Source organism: Acinetobacter sp. WC-141 (assembly GCF_000313935.1).
Taxonomy (GTDB): Bacteria; Pseudomonadota; Gammaproteobacteria; order Pseudomonadales; family Moraxellaceae; genus Acinetobacter.
This window is the reverse complement of record NZ_AMSS01000073.1, coordinates 15,059-34,062: the sequence shown is the minus strand read 5'-3', so window position 1 is coordinate 34,062 and position 19,004 is coordinate 15,059. Positions and strand designations below refer to the sequence as shown.

Here is a 19,004-nt window from a genome sequence, read left to right as displayed (position 1 = left end):
CGTGAGGAGCACCGCCAAAAATGGCTAAACGTGATTATTATGAGGTTTTAGGCGTTTCAAAAACCGCAAGTGATGATGAGATCAAAAAAGCCTACCGTAAATTGGCGATGAAATATCATCCTGATAGAAACCCTGACAATGCCGAAGCTGAAGAGAAATTTAAAGAAGCTTCTGAAGCTTATGAAGTTTTATCGGACAGCGAAAAGCGTAGCATGTACGATCGCATGGGACATAATGCGTTCGAAGGTGGCTTTGGCGGCGGTGGTGGTGGCTTCGGCGGATTTAGTGCAGAAGATATTTTTAGTCAGTTCGGCGATATCTTCGGCGGTGCATTCGGTGGTGGTGGACGTCAACAGCGTCAACGTCGCGGATCAGATTTACGCTATGTCATGGAACTTACCCTTGAAGAAGCTGTAAAAGGGGTGAAAAAAACCATTACCTTTACTGCTCCAGCACCATGTGATGTGTGTGATGGTAAAGGTTCAAAAAATCCAAAAGATGTTGAAACCTGTAAAACTTGTCATGGTTCAGGACAAGTACGTATGCAGCAAGGTTTCTTCTCTGTACAACAAACATGTGGTACTTGTCGTGGTCAAGGTAAAATTATTAAAAACCCTTGTCAGGCATGTCATGGTTCAGGTGTAGCTGATCGCCAGCAAACGTTGGAAGTTACAATTCCAGCAGGTGTGGATAATGGTGACCGCGTTCGTTTGAGTGGTAAAGGCGAAGCAATTCGTGATGGCCAATCAGGTGACTTGTACGTTGAAGTGGTTGTTCGCGAACACGAAATTTTCCAACGTGATGGTGCCGATCTTTATATGGATGTACCAGTGAGCATTGCTGATGCTGCACTTGGTAAAGAAATTGAAATTCCTACTTTGGAAGGTCGTGTTAGCTTGAAGATTCCTGAGGGAACTCAAACAGGCAAATTATTCCGTTTACGTGGCAAAGGCGTTCGTCCAGTACGTAGCAGCATGGTAGGTGACCTACTCTGCCGTATTGTGGTAGAAACACCGGTCAACTTAAATTCTCGTCAACGTGAATTACTTAAAGAGTTGCAAGCTTCGTTTGATGGCGAAGACAGTGCTTCTTCACCAAAGAAAAAATCATTCTTTGATCGTTTGTTCGATTAATACTTGATTAGATAAGAAATTAAAAAGAAGGCGGATATTGATAAAATATCCGCCTTTTTATTGCGCTGATTCATCTTATTATTTTTATTCTGCTTAAAAAATTACTTCTGCTTACTCTGTAGGGTGGGCTACATCAATATCATCAACACTTACAGTCGGTTCACTAGAAGCTAGAGTCGGAGCACTTTCGTTAACTGGTGCGGCTACTGCTTCTGTCTGTAGAGCTACTTTAGGTGTTTCTGTTGTTTGGCCAATAATCGGGTCAATATCTTCAACTTTGACGTCGATATTGGTATCGGTTGCTACGCTCGTTTGAGCTGTAGGCATTGCTGTTTGAGTGCTTACGTTAGTTGTAATACGTGCTTTAGATAAGCTTTCTAATGTGTCTCCTGGCTGGATTGCAGGTTCTGCAAATGCCATTGAACTCATAATCCCCATCATCACTGTAAAGCCAATAATTCTCGAATGCATGCTGAACTCCTTAATAGTCATTTTTTTTCATTCGTGGCTGAGTAGTGTGCCGATCAATTCTTTAACTTTTGTGAAAACAGATTAAGTTTCAGCTGATCTTAAAAAATAATTTTTACTTTTTATCGTGAGCAAAGAGTTTTGATATAGTAGACAAATTACGTAAAACAGAAGATTGAGAAGGATTATGTCAGCAGCTCCACGCATTGGTATTTTAGGTGCAGGCGGTCGTATGGGCCGTACGCTTATTCAAGCAGTTCAACAGGCAGGCTATCAATTGGCCGCTGCGGTAGAGCGTCCGGAAAGTAGTTTGGTCGGCACTGACGCAGGTGAGCTTGCTGGTATTGGTTCAGTGGGTGTGAAGGTTTCAGGAAGCTTGGCAGAGGTTCTTAAAGACTGCGATGTAATTATTGATTTTACTGCACCAGTTGCGACTGCTCAGCATTTGAAGCTTTGCCGTGAAGCTGGGGTTGCCATGGTCATTGGCACAACGGGTATGTCAGATGAGCAAAAAGCTGAGTTAGACGAAGTTGCCACTCATACACCTGTGGTTTACGCTGCGAACTATTCAGTGGGCGTAAATGTATCGATCAAGTTACTTGAGCTTGCAGCAAAAGTATTTGGCGATACAGTAGATATTGAAGTGATTGAAGCGCATCACCGTCATAAAGTAGATGCGCCGTCAGGTACAGCGCTCATGATGGGTGAAGCAATTGCAGATACTTTAGGTCGTAACTTAAAAGAAGTTGCTGTGTATGGACGTGAAGGGCATACAGGACCACGTGATCGACAAACGATTGGCTTTGAAACCATTCGTGGTGGTGATATTGTTGGTGAACACACTGTCATGTTTATTGGTGAGGGTGAGCGCGTTGAAGTGACTCATAAAGCAACGAACCGTATGAACTTTGCTGCTGGTGCAGTACGAGCTGCGGCATGGGTTGTGGGCCGTGAAGCGCGTAAATATGATATGAAAGATGTTTTAGGATTGAATGACGTACAGGTTTAAAACCCTGTACGTATTCCATGTGTAGCGAGAAAAACAAGATAGAGCAGAAAATGAATAAAAAACAACTTGCCTTGACCACTCTTCTTTGCTTGAGCAGCCTCTGGACGGGGGCTGCTTCTACAGAAAAAGCTAAACTCAGCTTAGACCGTAATAATATTAAAGTCTGGACTTATCAAAAGACTGATAATCCAGTTTTTCAATATAAAGCAGAAACGACTTTTGATGTGCCACTTGAACGTGCTGTCGCTGTGATTTTAGATGTAAATCGTGCCGATCAGTGGGTGCCTTATATGGGCAAAGTTCAGATGTTGTCTCAAGATGAGAAAAAAGGTGAGTTCACACTCTATATGCTGTTGGATTTTCCGTTTCCCTTGAAAGATCGCGATGTCGTTGTTAAAGGCAAAATGAGTAAGGCTGCAAATGGAGTTGTGACAATTAAGAATACTGCAATTAGCGGAAATTATCCGATCCAACCCGATGTAGTGCGCTTAACACGTTACGAAGGCGATTGGACGTTCCAGAAACTTGGAAATAATAAGGTGAAAGTAACCACCAGTGGCTATGCAGACCCTGCTGGTGCAATTCCACTGAGCTTCGTAAATATGTTTGTTCAACAACAACCTTACCAGATGTTGCTGAAAATGAAGCGGGAAGTAATTAGTCCGATTTATGAGCAGCCGAAATTACCAGATATTTTAAAATAAAGAATTAAAAAAAGCGCCTGGGATCAGGCGCTTTTTTTATTAATCTGAACACTGCTGTAACGCTTGGGCAGGGCTGCTTTCGCGTTTGATCTGGAATAAAACCAATAACAAACCTAACCCAGCCAGCAATGCACCAGCAAATGACACTGCGCTATAACCCCAACCTAAATTGAGTACTAACGCACCTGCTGCTGCACCTACGGCATTACCTAGGTTAAACGCACCGATATTTACTGAAGAGGCAAGTCCTGGTGCTTCATGAGCAACTGACATTACACGCATTTGTAAAGGTGGAACTAAAGCAAAGGTTGCTGCCCCCCAGATCACTAATGCAATGGCTGCTCCAATCTGGCTTTGTGCAAGGATTGGGAAAGTCACCATCATCACAATCAACAGAACCAAGAAACCAATCAGAGTTTTGTTAATAGACAAATCTGCAAAGCGTCCACCTAAATGGTTACCAACTGAGAAACCGACACCAATCAACATCAACATAAAAGTAATGAAGGTCGGTGAAGCATGGGTAAACTCAGTCAAACTTGGCGCAATATAGGTATAGAGCGTAAACATTGCACTTGCACCGAGTACGGTGGTGAGCAACGCAAGTATTACAGGAGTACGCATTAATACTTTCAATTCAGCTTTTACATTTGGTTTTTTGGCAACCATACCTTGTGGGAGTGCTTTCCATAAAGCGAGCATAGTAATCACACCAAGCAAGGAAATCGCAAGGAAAGACATCCGCCAGCCAATATTTTGCCCAACCCATGTTGCTAAAGGCACACCACCAATGTTGGCAATGGTTAAGCCCATAAACATGGTTGCTACCGCACTGGCCTGTTTATGTGCGGGCACAATGCTTGCTGCTACAACTGAACCGATCCCGAAGAAAGCACCATGGTTCAAACTTGTGATGAGACGCGCACCTAATAAGCTCATATAGCTGGGTGAAAACGCGGCTATCAGGTTACCTACCGTAAAGATCGCCATAAGTAAAATAAGCGCATTACGTCGTGCAAAACCACCAAACCACAGGGTCATGAACGGGGCACCTAGCATGACGCCAAGTGCATAACCCGTAATTAACATTCCGGCTGTTGGAATTGAAATCCCTAAATCATTCGCGATATTCGGTAACAATCCCATTGGTGAGAATTCAGTGGTGCCAATGGCAAAGGCACCAATGGCTAATGCCAATAACGAGAACGCCGTATTTGATTGAGTGTTCATGAGTTTAGTCCCAAACTGGTGCCCATGGCTCTGGGCTAACTTCACGACTGTTACGATCAAGTTTGGCAATCATTTGCATTTCAGCTGAAGTTAACTCGATATCCTGTGCTTTTAAGTTGCTAATCAGGTTTTCACGTTTAGTCGAAGATGGAATAACTGCAAAACCACGTTGCAATGCCCACGCAAGTGCAATTTGCGCTGTCGTTGCTTTATGAGCTGCTGCAATTTCAGTTAAAACTGGGTCTTGAAGCACTTTACCGTACGCAAGCGTCATATATGAAGTGACATCAATATTCTTCTCTTGTAAGAAATTTACAAGTTTATGATTTTGAAGATAAGGGCTTAACTCAATCTGGTTAGTTGCAATATGCTCTAAACCAATTGTGTCAATTGCTTGTTGAGTAAGCTCAATATTGAAGTTTGAAATACCAATTTGTTTAGTAAGACCTTGTTGCTTTGCTTCAAGTAAAAGCTTCATGATTTCAGGAATTGAAACGCCTAAATCTGGTGCTGGCCAATGAATCAAAGTTAAATCGACATGGTCAGTACGAAGCTTTTGTAAGCTCTCTTTTAAGCTTGGAATAAACTTATCTTGAGCAAAATTATCTACCCAGATTTTTGTAGTTAAAAATAAGTCCTGACGCGATACACCGCTTTCGGCAATGGCTTGACCAATCGCTGCTTCATTGTCATAAATTTGAGCAGTATCAATGACACGGTAACCTACGTCTAAAGCAGTTTTCACAGAATTAATGACTGCTTGTTCTTTAAGACGGAAAGTACCTAGACCAAAACGTGGAATATTCATGTGTTTACCTAAATTTGAATAATCATTTAACTTGATGTGCATTTTGCTTTTTTTATTGTTGCGAAAAAATAGATGAATAAGCAAAATATCTTTGATCATTAGTCAATAATGGAATAAGACATGAAATCAACAATTGAAGAACTTGTCGCGTTTATTGCAATCGTTGATACGGGGTCTTTTGTTGCGGCAGCAGATCACCTGAAACAAACACCTTCAGGAGTTAGCCGCTCTTTAACGCGCTTGGAAGCGAAGTTAGATGTGACTTTGTTAGAGCGAACGACGCGTAAGTTGAAACTCACTCAAGAAGGGCAGCAGTTTCTTGTGAAGGCTCGTAAAATTTTAAATGAGCTGAATGCTGCCGAAGAAGAATTACAAAAGTCTGATCAAGACACTTCTGGTCTTATACGAATTGATTCGGCTACGCCTTTTGTTTTACATGTAGTTGCTCCATTAATGCATGCTTTTCGCAAGCGATATCCACATATTGAAATTGAACTCAATAGCAATGATCAGGTGATTGATCTATTGCAGCATAAAACTGATGTCGCATTCCGATTTGGTGAGCTACATGACTCAAGTATGCGTGCCAAATTGGTATGTAAAAGTCGGTTATATATGGTTGCTAGTCCTGAGTATTTAAATCAGGCAGGCTATCCACAGAAACCGAATGAGTTAAATGAACATGAACTTATTGGTTTTACGAAACCTGCTCATTTAAATATTTGGCCGCTTAAGGTGGGCAGCGATTATTTTATAGCTCAACCCCATATTAAAGCTTCAAATGGAGAAACAGTTCGGCAGCTTGCACTACGTGGGCATGGAATTACATGTTTATCAGAGTTTATGGTTTGGAAAGATTTAGAAGAAGGTCGTCTGGTCGCTTTATTTGAAGATGAGATAGAGCTGAGACTTCAAAGCATCCATGCTGTGTACTATCAACAAGAGCATCTACCAAAACGGATCCGTTTATTTATTGATTTTTTGGCAGAACAGTTAAAAGATGGTTTTAAAAACGCTCTCTAAAAGTAGCATAACTATCAGTTGGAAAATGAACTTCTAAAATGGGAGTGATTTGTCCTTCTGATACATGCTGGGCCAGGAAAAAGCTTTTTTGCTGTTGTCGGCAACTAAAATATAATTTTGAATAAACCGAATTCACCATGACAACTTCATTTGAGCTATTACGCTTATATTGATAATGAGAGATCGTATTGGTCTCATCATCCGTGCGCTGTTCCATTTTATAGTCTTGTTGATTGGTCATTTTTAAATAACCTTCGATCAGACTTTGGCAAACTGCATGTCTGTACTGCTCATTTTTCGGCTCAGGTTGGCAACCTGTTAAAATAATAGTAAATAATAATATAGCTTTTAATTTCATGATCTTGCTACTCTTTAAGTTGATTTCTATAGCGTAAAGGTGTTCTATAAACCAGTACAGATACAGAAATTTTTAAAAAAGCAGCACAGAATGACTTTCCAATATCAGGTTCTTGCCAATCAATTAGCACATCGAATTTATCAAGATGAGCTTAAACCTCATCAGAAGCTTATTTCGTTACGCGATTTTGCTCGTCAGCACAGCATTAGTTTAAGTACCGCTAAAAGTTGCTATGAATTACTTGAGGCGAGGGGACTGATTTATGTAAAACCGAAGTCAGGTTATTTTGTGGTTGCGCGTACCCAATCTAGCCCTATTCCTGATAGCCCAGATTTTTTGTCTTTACCTCGGCAAGTCTCAAATCTAGAGTTGCATAATCAAATTCAAGAAGCCGCCTTACAAAGCCATCTCGTACCGTTGGGTTCAATTCAGTTGACGCCGCATTTTATTCCGGTAGAGGGTTTACGCCGTTCTATTCAGCGAGCTTTAAAAAATTGTCAGCCACAAGACTTTCTCTATTGTAATAAACAAGGACATGAGCAATTAAGAAAAGCGCTATCTGATCATTGGCGTGAAGATGGAATATTCATTGCAACAGAAGATATTTTTATTACCAATGGTTGCATACCTGCTTTGTCTTTGGTCATCCAGCACCTAACAGAAGTCGGCGATAGTATTTTGATCCCGACGCCTACTTTTAATGGACAACTACAGCTTTTAGCCAGTTTAAAACGGCAGATTATTGAAATTCCCGCAGATCATCGTGGTATTGATTTGGAACGTTTAGAGTCATTGATGCAGCAGGGTTTAGCAAAGGTTTGTCTGATGACAGCCAATTATCAAAATCCTTTAGGGTATTGTTTAACGAATACAGAAAAACAAAAGATTGCCGAATTAGCTGCAAAGTATCAGTGCTTTATTATTGAGGACGATATTTTTGGTGAATGTGGTTACAGTAATGAACGCCCGCTACCGATTCGCTATTGGGACCGTGAAGGCTATGTCATTTGGTGTGGGTCGGTTTCTAAGTCGTTGTCGAGCGCATATCGGGTAGGGTGGTTTTGTTTAAGTGCAAAGCTACAGCATTTAAGACTTGAGCTGCTGGCAAGTAATATTGGCGTGAATACGCCCCTACAATTGGGTCTGGCCGATTTTATTTATAGCCGTGGTTATCGAGAGCATTTAGAGCAGTTAAGACCCAACTTGATGCGGCAAGTCGAAGAGTACCGCAGTTGTATTTTGAGAGCCTTTGAGGGCATTCCAATCGCATTGAGTCAGCCAGAAGGGGGGTATGCACTCTGGATACAGTTACCTAAGAATGTAGATACCTTAGCGCTTTATTACACTGTGAAAGCTGAAGGTATTACGGTTGTTCCGGGTCATGTTTTTGGTGAGGATGAACGATATCGACATTTTATTCGTTTAAACGCAGGCCATGAGTTAACAGCAGAGGTCCGCCAAGCAATTAAAGACTTGGCGGAATGGTCACGACGACAGATGAAAACCGTGAGTTAGTTTTATTCTGCAAAGTCTGCCTTAAGCACAATGCGGTAACGTGCCTGACCTGAGTGTAAACGTTCAATTGCCTCATTAAGCTGTGACATTGGAAATAGCTCAATTTGAGGCGCAATTTTTTTGCGTGCAGCAAACTTCAAAAGTTGACGTAGTGCAGCAGGTGAACCCGTCGGGGAGCCTGTCACTGACTTAGCACCACTAATAAGTGAACCAACAGAAACAGGAACAGGTTCAAGGGTGAGTCCCAAGAAGTGCAAAGAACCGTTTGGTGCTAGCGTAGAAATGAAAGCACGCCAGTTTAGGGTCACATTTACTGTGCTCAGCAATAAATCAAATTTTCCTTTTTGTGCTGTTACCGCGTCTGTATCGCGGCTATTCACCACATGGTCAGCACCCATTGCTTTAAGTTCCTCTGTTTTATCAGGGTTGGAACTAAATGCGGTGATCTCACAGCCCCAAGCTTTAAGTAGCTTAATGGCTATATGACCTAAGCCACCAATGCCAATCACACCGACATGATGTGTTGCTTGAATCTTATGTTTAAGCAGCGGGTCAAAAACGGTAATCCCGCCACAAAGTAAAGGACCGGCACTTTCAGCATCTAAATCTTCAGGAAGGGGAATAGCCCACTGCCAGCCTGCACGGACTTTATCGGCAAAACCACCCGCATGTCCCACGATTGTTGCAACACTTCCGCCCGTACAAAGTACTTGCTGACCACCAATGCATTCATCACAGGCTTGGCAGCTTTCAGCCGTCCAGCCAATACCGACACGTTGCCCGATTTGTAGACCTTTGGCTTCTGAGCCCAAAGCAACAATTCGTCCAATAATTTCATGGCCTGCCACCACTGGGTAAACAGTTGAGCGCCATTCATTGTTCAGAACAGAAATATCAGAATGACATAAACCACAATATTCAACTTTTACCTCAACCTGATGCGGTTGCAATTCACCTGCATCAAATTGGTAAGGAACCAGTTTCTCACCTGACTGCATTGCAGCATAAGCTTGAATCGTATTATTGCTCATCGGAACTCCTTAAGCGGATTTGAACCGTTATGGTGGGTTATGAAGCTTTAAATTGACAATTATTTTCATGATCATTGACCATGCCTACTGCTTGCATAAAAGCATAGCAGGTGGTTGGTCCGACGAATTTGAAGCCATTCTTTTTAAGCGTTTTTGAAAGTTTTACGCTGAGTTCAGTTTGTGCTGGGGCTTGGCGGTAATCTTCAACATCATTGTGTTTTGGCGCTGCATCTACAAACTGCCAAAGCCAAGTAGGAACATCGCCGACTTGCGTTTTGAGGGTTTGCCAAGCAATCGCATTGTCGCGAATAGCCTTAAGTTTGCCTAAGTGGCGAATTAAACCAGCATCGGATAGTTTTAGTTCTAGGAAATCATCCGTGAATGAAGCAATATCAGCAATAGGATGATTAAAGAAATGCTCTCGGTAACTTTCTCTTTTTTTTAGTACGGTAATCCAAGATAAGCCAGCTTGCTGACCTTCGAGACAAAGCATTTCAAATAGTCGAGCTTCGTCGTGTTCTGGTTTACCCCATTCTTCATCATGGTAGGCAATATAGAGGGGATCATTGGAACACCATCCGCAGCGTTGAGTTTTCATGATGATGCTCCTTATATTTATCTTAGAATTTTAAAGTTTAAACAGCACCCATTCATTTGGGCGAGTATCCCAATAATACAGTTCAGCTTGAGTTAAGTCTTCAAACTTTAACCAAAAGTCTTTACCTACTTTATCTGAAAAACCGGTACTGATTAGCAGGGCATCATCACTGATTTCCATGATCCAGCCTTGATAGCTATTGCCATTTAAAATGATCTTTTGCTGATTGCCTGACTCGGCAAACTCTACTAAGCGATTGATCAGCGCTTCCGACATAAAGTGTTCCTAGCGTAAATAAGAATAAGGGTTAACAGCTCCACGACCTTTACCATCTAGATAAAGTCCGTAATGAAGATGTGGTGAAGTATAACGTGCATTACCTGTATTGCCGACATAACCAATTAGATCACCTTTTTTGATGTAGTCACCTACATTTAGTCCACGTTTGTGACCATCAAGATGAGCATAATAATGCCATGTTCCTGCTGGGCCTAAAATCCAGATCACTTTGCCGCCTAAATTGTTATTACGAAGATCGGCAACAAGCCCTTCGGTTGTACTGTACACTTTGGTTCCACGTGGAGCCAAAATATCAATTCCTTCGTGACTACGACCCTGACTGCGTGCCGCTCCCCATGTGTCTTTTAATTCATCTCGATCGACCCCTTTCACAGGTACAGGTAGCCGATTTGCGAGTTGCATACTTTTAAGCTTGCTGACTTGGGCGGGGGAAAGTGGTGCAGGTTTTTTGGGGGTACTGGCACAGGCAGCCAATAGAATAATTAGAAATCCAAGTGAGAAATGAGAAACAAAACGTCGCACAAAAAACTCCCTGTCACAGCCATATCAAAATTATTTGATCCACTATGTCATGAACGGCTTGTCGAGATCAATTTTTTCATGGCAGTTGGAACACCTTTGGCAATGGCCTGTTCTGGACTCAGCCATTGGCCTTCAAGTTCAATGGCCAGATGCTCTTTTTGGTCAGGTTCCACGTGGAACACATGAGCATTAAGTAACCAAGTAAAGTGAGTGAAGCTATGGCTGATCTGAAAAGCTTGTGGTTGAGGCTGTAGTTTAAATTGCTGACTCAAGCTCAGTCGTTCATGTTCATTTTCTAAAATGGGTAAACAGAACAAACCACCCCATAAACCATGAGCTTGGCGTTGTTGCCAGAACCATTCATCTTCACACTGGATAATAACAACATCTGCTGTTCTAACAGGCGGAGTTTTTTTCGGTTTCTTAAAAGGCAGTTCTTGTTCTAAACCTTGCTGGTAAGCCTGACAATGAGCTTGCATTGGGCAATATAAACAAAGAGGTTTTTTAGGCGTACAGATCGTTGCGCCCAAGTCCATAATTGCTTGAGTGTAGTCATGATTACGATGTGTCGGGCAAAGCTGTTCAGCGAGTTTCCACATTTCACGTTCGTGCTGTGGCTTGCTTAAATCATCTTCAATGGCAAAAAAACGGGCTAATACGCGTTTCACGTTGCCATCCATAATCACGCCGTACTGACGTAAACCCAAAGACATGAGTGCACCTGCGGTAGAGCGACCAATGCCAGGTAGCGCAATCCATTCTTCTAGTGTTTCAGGAAACTTACCTTGCTGAGTGACAAGACCAGCTGCTTTATGCAAATTGCGTGCACGAGCGTAATAGCCGAGACCTGCCCAATAAGGTGCTACTTCATCCCAAGTTGCATGACCTAAAGCTTCTACAGTTGGGAAGCGCTCCATAAAGCGGTCAAAATATTGCAGAACTGTTTTAACCTGAGTTTGCTGCAACATAATTTCAGAAACCCAAACTTTGTATGGATCATCTGCGACTTGCCACGGCAAATCATGACGACCATGTTGATCGAACCAGTTTAAAAGGGCATCAGAAAAAGAAAAGTCGGGCATGAACAGCTATAGAAGAAAAGTAAGGGCTAAATTATAGCTGAAATTTGTGGGTAAATTTTGTTTAAAGCAGGCAAAGAACGAGGAGATCTTAAAACAGAGATTACCTGTTAATTAAGCAATCTCTGCTTCATGGAGAAAAAGGATTAATCCTTTTGTACCCCCCAACGTTGATCAAGTTTCAACGGTTGGTTTTTGTAGTACGGAATGACATGAATGTGGAAATGATCTGAATTTTGTCCGAATACTTCACCATCATTGAAGCCGATATGGAAACCGTCTGGTTGATGGCGAAGTTGTGTTTCGTGACGCGCAATTTCAAGAAGTGTAAGCAAGCCTTGATGTTCTTTAGACGTGATATCAAAAAAAGAACGAACATGGCGTAGTGGTGTTACCACACAGTGGCCTTTAGATAGCGGATTAGAATCAGGCAAAATTACAGCAAATTCATTCTTATCAATGATGTCATATTCATCAAATTCGCAATACGGACATTTCTTGTCAGTCATTGTTGTATCCTCTCATGTTATTCCATTAAACCCCGAGTGCGGGAAATAAGACTAGGCTTTGCTCTAGCTCAACGGGAGTATAGTTATTGAAGTATGGTTTAAAAAATACAGTAAAAATATTGCAAAGTCATAAACATTTAAGGGAGCAAATGCGAAAAAACATTTGCTCCAAATTGGCTTCTTTTATTTTAAAGTACGATCTAACAACGCGTACATTTTAGCAAGACCTTGTTTTTCCGCTTCGCTATTGTAGCCAAGGTCTACACCGTTCGCTTTAGCTTTTTCATCTGCAAGCGGGTTACTAAAGCCATGTTTAGCACCTTCTAAAACCACTACTTCGTGTTTAACCTCAGCAGCTTGCATCTCTTTTTCAAAATTAGCAACATCTTCTAAGGTGACCATGCTGTCTAGTTCACCATGTAGTACTAAAACTTCACCTTGAATGCTGCCTTTTTGAGCAGGTGCTTTCGGAGTTAATGTAGCATGGAACGTTATAATTGATTTAAGTGGCGCACCTGCGCGAGCAAGGTCTAACACGACTTTGCCACCATAGCAGAAGCCAATTGCAGCAAGTTTTTCACTGTTTACTTCTGGTTGGGCCGCTAGAGTTTGAAGCGCTGCATTGGCACGATCGGTAACCGTATCTAAATTTTCAAATGTCTGCATCATCCATTCATAGGCTTGAGCTGCAGTCGAGGTCACTTTTTTATCGCCATACATATCAATTGCAAGCGCAGCATAGCCATGTTCAGCAAGCTCACGTGCACGTTGTTCCGTATATTCATTACGACCCCACCACTCAGGACCAACAATTACACCCGCAACAGGTGTTTCACTATCTGGAGCCGCAAAGTAACCAATGAGTTGGCTGCCATCTGGTGCAGTATATTGAATTTCACGGGTTTTAATTGCTGTAGTCATAACCTTAATCCTGAAATTTAAAGAGATTTAAACACGCTTGATTAAAGCATAAAAAGATAAAAGTAATATAAATAACAATGTAAGAATCTACATCAAAACAAAAGATAGAAATTTAGCGCAATAAAAAAGAAGGAAACTAGTTCCTTCTTTTTTATGTGGTCATGATTAAATTAAGTCCGGCCGCGCGAAATGAATCCAATTACAGCAAGAATTACAGCTATAACTAATAAAATCACGGCAAAGTCTTTAGATAACCCTGCAACACCACCAAACCCTAATAGACTGGCAATGAGTGCAATCACTGCAAAAATTATCGCCCAACGGAACATATGCTGTCCTCCTTATTTTTCATTGTCGTTTTACTATATAGCGTGTTTTTTACACCGAATGTGTCGTTTATGTGGTTGAAATGTATATTAAACAATCATTTTGTGATACTACGAATACAGCTTCTTTTTTCGTATATAGCACTTCAATGCTATACTTAGACACTGTTTCATCTCATCAGCTGCTAAAAAATTATGTCTACCGAGACCTCACTTCGTCCACTCTTTTGGAAAAACTATCCGCTAGAGCAACTGACTCAAATCGAGTGGGAAGCTTTATGCGATGGGTGTGGTTTGTGCTGTCTGGTAAAACTCGAAGATGAAGATACCCATGAGGTGGCTTATACCAAAGTGGCATGTAAGTTACTTGATTGTAGTACAGGACGTTGTTCGGACTACTCTAATCGTCAGCAACAAGTGCCTGACTGTTTGCAATTAACAGTAGAGTCTTTAAAAACAATCCACTGGTTACCATCGAGCTGTGCTTATAAGCGTTTGAATGAAGGAAAAAATTTACCTTCTTGGCACTATTTGAATACGGGCTCTAGACAAAGTGTGGTTAAGGCGAAAAAGTCAGTTGCGGGACGTTGTATTTCTGAAGTTGATGTCCATGAAGATGATCTTGAAGATTATGTCGTACGATGGGTACGTTAATTCAGTCTACAAAAGAGATATCTAATTACAGCGTATAATAAAGTAACACTTTTATCGTAAATTTTTTGCTCATCTCCGTTATATAACAATAAAAACAAAAGGAGATAAAAATGATGAGACGACTAGCAGCCCCGTTATTATGTAGTAGCTTTCTTTTGTTAATGGCTTGCGGCTCTAATAATACCAATTCAAAAAATCTTGAACAAAATACGGCTGCAAAAACAGAAAAGCCCGTTCCAGTTAAACAAGCATATCAAGTTGAAACAGTTGCCAATTTAAATGAACCTTGGGCAATAACCAGTTTGCCAGATCAGCGCTTATTACTGACAGAGCGCCAAGGTAAATTAAAAATTTTTAATCCTAAAAATAAACAAATGTTGGATGTCCAAGGGGTTCCAGCGGTGAATTACGGTGGGCAAGGTGGGTTAGGAGATGTGGTTTTACACCCTGACTTTGCTAAAAATCACTGGATTTATCTAAGTTATGCTACAAAAGGGCAAGGCGGATCTGGAGCGGTGATTGCATGTGCGAAATTAGATTTATCTAACCCCAATCAGCCTAAACTTACAGAGATGAAGCAAATTTGGCAGCAAGTACCCAAAGTTTCGGGGCAAGGCCATTATGGGCATCGTATACTTTTTGGCGCAGATGGTAAGCTTTGGGTGAGTTCAGGTGAACGACAAAAGTTTGATCCTGCCCAAAACATGAAAAGCAATTTGGGTAAAATTTTACGCTTAAATGAGGATGGTTCAGCAGCCGTAGGTAACCCTTTTTATAAGCAAGGTGGAGTGACTGCTGAAATATGGTCACTGGGACACCGTAATCCTTTAGGTATGGCTTTTGATCGCCAAGGACAGCTCTGGGTGGTGGAAATGGGGCCTAAAGGTGGTGATGAGCTTAATATCATCGTGAAGGGAGAAAATTATGGTTATCCAATCGTTTCAAATGGAGACCATTATTCAGGCCAACCTATTCCAGATCATCATACTCGCCCAGAATTTAAAGCACCTGAAATTGACTGGACTCCTGTAATTTCTCCGTCAAGCCTGATTATTTATCGCGGACAACAATTTCCTGCATGGCAAAATAAAGCCTTAATTGGTGGGTTATCTTCAGAAGCAATTATTGTTGTGGATTTACAGCATAAACCTGTGAAAGAAGTACAAAGGCTAGATATGAAAAAACGTATTCGTGGTTTACACGAAGCACAAGATGGTTCGATTTGGGTGATAGAAGATGGCTCAAATGCACGGTTACTGAAGCTGAGTAAAAAAGCATCTTAATGCTATGAACTAGCTTGTAAATAAAGGAGGTGTCTCATAGATTCAAATTGTAGATTTCTGTGAGACACAATAGACTATAGTGAAAAGACGATAAAGCTATTTGAAATGTCAGACACCCATATTCCACTTCCCGAACGCCTGCGCCCGAGAGACTTGTCTGAAATTATTGGGCAAGATCATTTATTAGGTGAACATGCACCCTTACGTCAAATGATTGATCAGGGGCATTTGCCTTCTATTATTTTTTGGGGTCCACCAGGTGTAGGTAAAACAACAATTGCTTTGCTTTTGGCTCAAGCGATAGACCGTCCATTTGTAAGCTTATCTGCGCTGAATACGGGCGTAAAAGAATTACGTGAAGTCATTGCAGAAAGTGGTGATTTACTGACCCCTGTGGTTTTTATTGATGAAATTCATCGTTTTAATAAGTCACAGCAAGATGCTTTATTGGGGGCAGTTGAAAAAGGCAAAATTACTTTAATTGGCGCGACTACCGAAAATCCATCTTTTGAGGTAAATAGCGCGCTTTTATCTCGTTGTCAGGTCTACACTTTAAATAGTTTAGACAGTGAGGCAATCCAGACGCTAATTAATAATGCACTTCAAGCCGATAAATTCTTAAAAGACCGTTACATTCATATTGAAGAGTATGACGCGCTTATTCAATTTGCGGCAGGTGATGCTCGAAAAGCACTGAATTTACTAGACCTGATTGCAAGTACCTTTGAGCCAGAAGTTGAAAACACGATTACCAATGCGGTTGTGGTGAAAGTCGCTCAGCAGAATATTGCGCGTTATGACAAATCGGGTGAGCAGCATTACGATTTAGTTTCTGCCTTTATTAAATCAATTCGGGGTAGTGATCCAGATGCAACCCTGTATTGGATGGCACGTATGCTTAAAGGCGGAGAAGATCCTGTCTTTATTGCCAGACGTATGCTGATTGCTGCCTCAGAAGACATCGGAAACTCTAATCCAAATGCGCTATTACTCGCAGGTGAGTGCTTCCGCTCTGTACAAGCGGTAGGTATGCCTGAGGCTCGAATTATTCTAGGCCAAACTGCGGTTTACTTAGCAACCAGTGCAAAAAGTAATAGTACTTATTTAGCAATTAATAAAGCTCTGGAACTTGCTGAAAAAACAGCGAATTTACCTGTGCCTTTGCATTTGAGAAATGCTCCAACCAAGCTCATGAAACAACAAGGCTATGGGATTAATTATCTCTATCCACACGATTATCCTGAGCACTTTGTATTGCAAGACTATTTGCCGCCTGAGTTAAAAGGCACAAGACTTTATGAGTCTGCAAGAAATAAGCGTGAGGTTGAAGGTGAGCGCTTGCAACAACGTAGATGGCAGCAGGAACAATAACCTATTGATTGCATCAGGCTGCATATAGCAGTCAGTAGCTATTCCAATTCTTCAGTTACCTGACCATAGATCAGCAGCGTAAACACGCCTGTACCACCCACAATGTTGCCAATGGTAGTGGGGACTAGAAAAGTAAATAGATAGTCATTAATGGAAGCTTCTCCTTGCCAGACCAGATAGGACATTTCTGTAGAACCGACCACTACATGGGTAAAGTCACCTAGTCCTATCAAATAGGTCATGAAAAAGATGAGCAGAAATTTATTACTGACAGAGGGCAACATCCAGACCAATGCAGCAATTAACAGCCCTGACATAATACCTTTGAGCAGATTTTGGGTGGCAGAAAAGGAACCCACATGAAGGGCGAGTTCATCTAGTGCCTTGTCGATATCTGGAGTAAACAGGTGAGTAGTGAGGAAAAATAAACTCGCCAAAGCTGTTCCAATGATGTTGCATAGAATCACAATCCCCCATAATCGGCCCACCGCTCGTAATTTATCGAGAGTAAATGGCTTGAATAAAGGTACAACTGTGGTGATGGTATTCTCGGTAAAGAGTTGCATGTGGCCTAAAATAGCGATCAGGAAGCCAATGGTATAACCAATATTGGTGATTAAATCGGTCCAGATTGCATCAGCCGGAAGATAAGAAGCAATAATCGCTTTAAATACAAATGAAAAACTGATGACCAAACCTGCTGCTATTCCGGAAAAGATCAGTGCAGCTGTCGGGCGGTCTAGTTCCTCAGCACCATCACGGCGGATAATTTCATAGACCAGTCGGGGTGACAGCTTCTCATGTTCTTCTACTGCCATTTTTTCACGCCAGCTTAAGGTTTGATCGACCTTTTTTTCCTCTATTTCATGATCCATCAGATTTACTCCTTACTGAATAAATATTTTATATTTCTAGTTTTTATTTATTGTTAAGACAGTATTTGAGATAAATCTAGTCGATTCCTAACAGCTTTATGTGTCTTTTTATAAATTGAATGAGGCGACAGTAATAAATTTAAAAGAATGTATAAGCTCTCAAGGTACGGATAAGTGCCATATAGTCGCCTTGAGAGGCTTTAGCAATAACGGATTCAACCTCTGCCTGACTCCAGCCTTGTTTTAAGGCAGAACTGCTAAAGTTGGTTAATAAGACTACAGGATTTTCACCAAAATGGATTGGATGATTCATTAATCTCTTTTCAAGCTTAGATATTTCCATAGCTTTATCCTAGTTTTGAAATTTAATTATTGTGAAGTACTTAATGTTTTTTTTGATTTTAGTGTTTTAAATTGAATTTGTGCAAGTGATAATTTATTTTAATAGACAAATCTGTCTACATTATTTATTTTCTAAAGTACCTAATGTAAAAAAACCGGGCTAAAGCCCGGTTTTTTATGAAGTTTGAACGATTAGATGTCAGATAAATCTACGCCTAAACGAGCAGCAACTTCTTCATAAGCTTCAACAACACCGCCTAAACCTTGACGGAAACGGTCTTTGTCGAGTTTCTTCTTAGAGTCTTTATCCCATAGACGGCAGCCGTCTGGAGAGAATTCATCACCAAGCACGATACGGTCATGGAAAACACCGAATTCAAGCTTGAAGTCCACCAAGATCATGTTGCCTTCAGCAAATAATGCTTTTAATACATCGTTTACTTGGTAAGTTAACACTTTCATTTGCTCTAATTGTTCAGCAGTCGCCCAACCTAAAGCAATCGCTTGAGATTCGTTAACCATCGGGTCGCCTAAACCGTCATCTTTATAGAACAATTCAAATGTAGGAGGAGTTAACTCTTTACCTTCTTCTACACCTAAGCGACGGCATAGAGAACCAGCTGCGTAGTTACGGATTACACATTCAACTGGAATCATTTGAAGTTTTTTAACAAGCACTTCAGTTGGAGAAAGCAATTTTTCAAAATGCGTTTCAATACCCGCCGCAGCAAGTTTTTCCATGATGAAGGCGTTAAAACGGTTGTTCACCTTGCCTTTACGATCTAGTTGTTCGATTTTTTCGCCGTTGAACGCAGAGGCATCATCACGAAAGACTAAAATCAGATGGTCGGCATTGTCTGTTTCATATACAGATTTTGCTTTACCAGTATAGAGCAAGGTTTGTTTTAACATGAGGGAACCTTTTTAAAAAAAATGCCTAGTAAA

Annotated in this window: 23 protein-coding genes; 8 read left to right on the top strand and 15 right to left on the bottom strand. The window is 41.2% G+C overall.

All coding sequences use genetic code 11. The features are described from left to right. Positions 1 to 20: 20 nt before the first annotated feature. Positions 21 to 1,133 carry a molecular chaperone DnaJ gene (gene dnaJ / locus ACINWC141_RS14775; protein WP_009392415.1) on the top strand — a complete coding sequence of 371 codons (1,113 nt, stop codon included), beginning with the start codon at positions 21 to 23 and terminating at the stop codon, positions 1,131 to 1,133. 111 nt (positions 1,134 to 1,244) lie between these two features. Here dnaJ and ACINWC141_RS14770 read toward each other — a convergent pair whose 3' ends face one another. After that, the gene (locus ACINWC141_RS14770; RefSeq protein ID WP_009392471.1) at positions 1,245 to 1,604 is read right to left on the bottom strand and encodes a hypothetical protein; all 360 of its coding nucleotides are present in this window, start codon (positions 1,602 to 1,604) and stop codon (positions 1,245 to 1,247) included. Positions 1,605 to 1,788: 184 nt separating this feature from the next. Between ACINWC141_RS14770 and dapB the strand changes: the two genes are divergently transcribed. Together dapB and ACINWC141_RS14760 are read left to right on the top strand one after the other, a co-directional pair. After that, on the top strand, positions 1,789 to 2,610 hold the full coding sequence (gene dapB / locus ACINWC141_RS14765; protein ID WP_009392410.1) for a 4-hydroxy-tetrahydrodipicolinate reductase: 822 nt from the start codon (positions 1,789 to 1,791) through the stop codon (positions 2,608 to 2,610). 50 nt (positions 2,611 to 2,660) lie between these two features. Beyond that, positions 2,661 to 3,314 (top strand): START domain-containing protein, encoded by a 654-nt coding sequence (locus ACINWC141_RS14760; protein WP_009392418.1) that lies wholly within the window; start codon positions 2,661 to 2,663, stop codon positions 3,312 to 3,314. A 39-nt stretch (positions 3,315 to 3,353) separates the two neighbouring features. Here ACINWC141_RS14760 and ACINWC141_RS14755 read toward each other — a convergent pair whose 3' ends face one another. Continuing rightward, positions 3,354 to 4,544, bottom strand: a complete 1,191-nt coding sequence (locus ACINWC141_RS14755) for an MFS transporter (RefSeq protein ID WP_009392390.1) — start codon at positions 4,542 to 4,544, stop codon at positions 3,354 to 3,356. A 4-nt stretch (positions 4,545 to 4,548) separates the two neighbouring features. Further along, the gene (gene dkgB / locus ACINWC141_RS14750; protein WP_009392437.1) at positions 4,549 to 5,352 is read right to left on the bottom strand and encodes a 2,5-didehydrogluconate reductase DkgB; all 804 of its coding nucleotides are present in this window, start codon (positions 5,350 to 5,352) and stop codon (positions 4,549 to 4,551) included. Between the two features lie 120 nt (positions 5,353 to 5,472). Here dkgB and ACINWC141_RS14745 point away from each other — a divergent pair, with 120 nt between their 5' ends. Further along, complete coding sequence (locus ACINWC141_RS14745) at positions 5,473 to 6,375, top strand: LysR family transcriptional regulator (RefSeq protein WP_009392422.1); 903 nt, start codon at positions 5,473 to 5,475, stop codon at positions 6,373 to 6,375. Here ACINWC141_RS14745 and ACINWC141_RS14740 read toward each other — a convergent pair. Then, complete coding sequence (locus ACINWC141_RS14740) at positions 6,359 to 6,733, bottom strand: hypothetical protein (protein WP_009392445.1); 375 nt, start codon at positions 6,731 to 6,733, stop codon at positions 6,359 to 6,361. The genes ACINWC141_RS14745 and ACINWC141_RS14740 overlap by 17 nt on opposite strands. A 90-nt stretch (positions 6,734 to 6,823) precedes the next feature. On the opposite strand from ACINWC141_RS14740, the gene ACINWC141_RS14735 reads away from it, so the two are divergent. Beyond that, positions 6,824 to 8,248, top strand: coding sequence for an aminotransferase-like domain-containing protein (locus tag ACINWC141_RS14735; RefSeq protein WP_009392417.1), 1,425 nt, complete (start codon positions 6,824 to 6,826; stop codon positions 8,246 to 8,248). A 2-nt stretch (positions 8,249 to 8,250) separates the two neighbouring features. On the opposite strand, the gene ahr is transcribed toward ACINWC141_RS14735, so the two are convergent. The 8 genes from ahr to ACINWC141_RS19775 all read right to left on the bottom strand — a co-directional run bounded on the left by ahr (position 8,251) and on the right by ACINWC141_RS19775 (position 13,537). After that, the gene (gene ahr, locus ACINWC141_RS14730) at positions 8,251 to 9,279 is read right to left on the bottom strand and encodes an NADPH-dependent aldehyde reductase Ahr (RefSeq protein WP_009392436.1); all 1,029 of its coding nucleotides are present in this window, start codon (positions 9,277 to 9,279) and stop codon (positions 8,251 to 8,253) included. A gap of 37 nt (positions 9,280 to 9,316) precedes the next feature. Next, entirely contained in the window at positions 9,317 to 9,877 is a 561-nt protein-coding gene (locus tag ACINWC141_RS14725; RefSeq protein WP_009392434.1) for a DNA-3-methyladenine glycosylase I, read from the bottom strand. A 30-nt stretch (positions 9,878 to 9,907) separates the two neighbouring features. Beyond that, positions 9,908 to 10,153 carry a hypothetical protein gene (locus ACINWC141_RS14720; RefSeq protein WP_001287364.1) on the bottom strand — a complete coding sequence of 82 codons (246 nt, stop codon included), beginning with the start codon at positions 10,151 to 10,153 and terminating at the stop codon, positions 9,908 to 9,910. Between the two features lie 9 nt (positions 10,154 to 10,162). Then, entirely contained in the window at positions 10,163 to 10,699 is a 537-nt protein-coding gene (locus ACINWC141_RS14715) for a M23 family metallopeptidase (protein WP_009392391.1), read from the bottom strand. A gap of 47 nt (positions 10,700 to 10,746) precedes the next feature. After that, positions 10,747 to 11,781, bottom strand: a complete 1,035-nt coding sequence (mutY, locus tag ACINWC141_RS14710) for an A/G-specific adenine glycosylase (RefSeq protein ID WP_009392408.1) — start codon at positions 11,779 to 11,781, stop codon at positions 10,747 to 10,749. 143 nt (positions 11,782 to 11,924) lie between these two features. Further along, complete coding sequence (locus ACINWC141_RS14705) at positions 11,925 to 12,287, bottom strand: HIT family protein (RefSeq protein WP_005300389.1); 363 nt, start codon at positions 12,285 to 12,287, stop codon at positions 11,925 to 11,927. Positions 12,288 to 12,470: 183 nt separating this feature from the next. After that, complete coding sequence (locus ACINWC141_RS14700; protein ID WP_009392412.1) at positions 12,471 to 13,208, bottom strand: dienelactone hydrolase family protein; 738 nt, start codon at positions 13,206 to 13,208, stop codon at positions 12,471 to 12,473. A 170-nt stretch (positions 13,209 to 13,378) separates the two neighbouring features. Then, positions 13,379 to 13,537: a DUF1328 domain-containing protein gene (locus ACINWC141_RS19775; RefSeq protein ID WP_000490267.1), complete on the bottom strand. Its 159-nt coding sequence runs from the start codon at positions 13,535 to 13,537 to the stop codon at positions 13,379 to 13,381. A gap of 192 nt (positions 13,538 to 13,729) precedes the next feature. Here ACINWC141_RS19775 and ACINWC141_RS14690 point away from each other — a divergent pair, with 192 nt between their 5' ends. The 3 genes from ACINWC141_RS14690 to ACINWC141_RS14680 all read left to right on the top strand — a co-directional run bounded on the left by ACINWC141_RS14690 (position 13,730) and on the right by ACINWC141_RS14680 (position 16,842). Beyond that, complete coding sequence (locus ACINWC141_RS14690) at positions 13,730 to 14,188, top strand: YcgN family cysteine cluster protein (protein ID WP_009392380.1); 459 nt, start codon at positions 13,730 to 13,732, stop codon at positions 14,186 to 14,188. A 110-nt stretch (positions 14,189 to 14,298) separates the two neighbouring features. Then, a complete protein-coding gene (locus ACINWC141_RS14685) occupies positions 14,299 to 15,471 on the top strand; it encodes a PQQ-dependent sugar dehydrogenase (protein WP_034678766.1) in 1,173 nt (390 codons plus the stop codon). A 105-nt stretch (positions 15,472 to 15,576) separates the two neighbouring features. Then, positions 15,577 to 16,842, top strand: coding sequence for a replication-associated recombination protein A (locus tag ACINWC141_RS14680; protein WP_009392433.1), 1,266 nt, complete (start codon positions 15,577 to 15,579; stop codon positions 16,840 to 16,842). 38 nt (positions 16,843 to 16,880) lie between these two features. Here the strand turns inward: ACINWC141_RS14680 and ACINWC141_RS14675 are convergent, their stop codons facing one another. The 3 genes from ACINWC141_RS14675 to purC all read right to left on the bottom strand — a co-directional run bounded on the left by ACINWC141_RS14675 (position 16,881) and on the right by purC (position 18,971). Next, positions 16,881 to 17,717 (bottom strand): formate/nitrite transporter family protein, encoded by an 837-nt coding sequence (locus tag ACINWC141_RS14675; RefSeq protein WP_009392381.1) that lies wholly within the window; start codon positions 17,715 to 17,717, stop codon positions 16,881 to 16,883. A 139-nt stretch (positions 17,718 to 17,856) separates the two neighbouring features. After that, on the bottom strand, positions 17,857 to 18,060 hold the full coding sequence (locus ACINWC141_RS14670; protein WP_009392451.1) for a hypothetical protein: 204 nt from the start codon (positions 18,058 to 18,060) through the stop codon (positions 17,857 to 17,859). Between the two features lie 191 nt (positions 18,061 to 18,251). Continuing rightward, the gene (purC, locus tag ACINWC141_RS14665; RefSeq protein ID WP_009392416.1) at positions 18,252 to 18,971 is read right to left on the bottom strand and encodes a phosphoribosylaminoimidazolesuccinocarboxamide synthase; all 720 of its coding nucleotides are present in this window, start codon (positions 18,969 to 18,971) and stop codon (positions 18,252 to 18,254) included. Positions 18,972 to 19,004: the final 33 nt, after the last annotated feature.

Coding starts and splice junctions, on each gene's coding strand:
- dnaJ (WP_009392415.1), top strand. CDS start 21: ATGGCTAAACGTGATTATTATGAGGTTTTAGGCGTTTCAAAAACCGCA.
- ACINWC141_RS14770 (WP_009392471.1), bottom strand. CDS start 1,604: ATGCATTCGAGAATTATTGGCTTTACAGTGATGATGGGGATTATGAGT.
- dapB (WP_009392410.1), top strand. CDS start 1,789: ATGTCAGCAGCTCCACGCATTGGTATTTTAGGTGCAGGCGGTCGTATG.
- ACINWC141_RS14760 (WP_009392418.1), top strand. CDS start 2,661: ATGAATAAAAAACAACTTGCCTTGACCACTCTTCTTTGCTTGAGCAGC.
- ACINWC141_RS14755 (WP_009392390.1), bottom strand. CDS start 4,544: ATGAACACTCAATCAAATACGGCGTTCTCGTTATTGGCATTAGCCATT.
- dkgB (WP_009392437.1), bottom strand. CDS start 5,352: ATGAATATTCCACGTTTTGGTCTAGGTACTTTCCGTCTTAAAGAACAA.
- ACINWC141_RS14745 (WP_009392422.1), top strand. CDS start 5,473: ATGAAATCAACAATTGAAGAACTTGTCGCGTTTATTGCAATCGTTGAT.
- ACINWC141_RS14740 (WP_009392445.1), bottom strand. CDS start 6,733: ATGAAATTAAAAGCTATATTATTATTTACTATTATTTTAACAGGTTGC.
- ACINWC141_RS14735 (WP_009392417.1), top strand. CDS start 6,824: ATGACTTTCCAATATCAGGTTCTTGCCAATCAATTAGCACATCGAATT.
- ahr (WP_009392436.1), bottom strand. CDS start 9,279: ATGAGCAATAATACGATTCAAGCTTATGCTGCAATGCAGTCAGGTGAG.
- ACINWC141_RS14725 (WP_009392434.1), bottom strand. CDS start 9,877: ATGAAAACTCAACGCTGCGGATGGTGTTCCAATGATCCCCTCTATATT.
- ACINWC141_RS14720 (WP_001287364.1), bottom strand. CDS start 10,153: ATGTCGGAAGCGCTGATCAATCGCTTAGTAGAGTTTGCCGAGTCAGGC.
- mutY (WP_009392408.1), bottom strand. CDS start 11,781: ATGCCCGACTTTTCTTTTTCTGATGCCCTTTTAAACTGGTTCGATCAA.
- ACINWC141_RS14705 (WP_005300389.1), bottom strand. CDS start 12,287: ATGACTGACAAGAAATGTCCGTATTGCGAATTTGATGAATATGACATC.
- ACINWC141_RS14700 (WP_009392412.1), bottom strand. CDS start 13,208: ATGACTACAGCAATTAAAACCCGTGAAATTCAATATACTGCACCAGAT.
- ACINWC141_RS19775 (WP_000490267.1), bottom strand. CDS start 13,537: ATGTTCCGTTGGGCGATAATTTTTGCAGTGATTGCACTCATTGCCAGT.
- ACINWC141_RS14690 (WP_009392380.1), top strand. CDS start 13,730: ATGTCTACCGAGACCTCACTTCGTCCACTCTTTTGGAAAAACTATCCG.
- ACINWC141_RS14685 (WP_034678766.1), top strand. CDS start 14,299: ATGATGAGACGACTAGCAGCCCCGTTATTATGTAGTAGCTTTCTTTTG.
- ACINWC141_RS14680 (WP_009392433.1), top strand. CDS start 15,577: ATGTCAGACACCCATATTCCACTTCCCGAACGCCTGCGCCCGAGAGAC.
- ACINWC141_RS14675 (WP_009392381.1), bottom strand. CDS start 17,717: ATGGATCATGAAATAGAGGAAAAAAAGGTCGATCAAACCTTAAGCTGG.
- ACINWC141_RS14670 (WP_009392451.1), bottom strand. CDS start 18,060: ATGGAAATATCTAAGCTTGAAAAGAGATTAATGAATCATCCAATCCAT.
- purC (WP_009392416.1), bottom strand. CDS start 18,971: ATGTTAAAACAAACCTTGCTCTATACTGGTAAAGCAAAATCTGTATAT.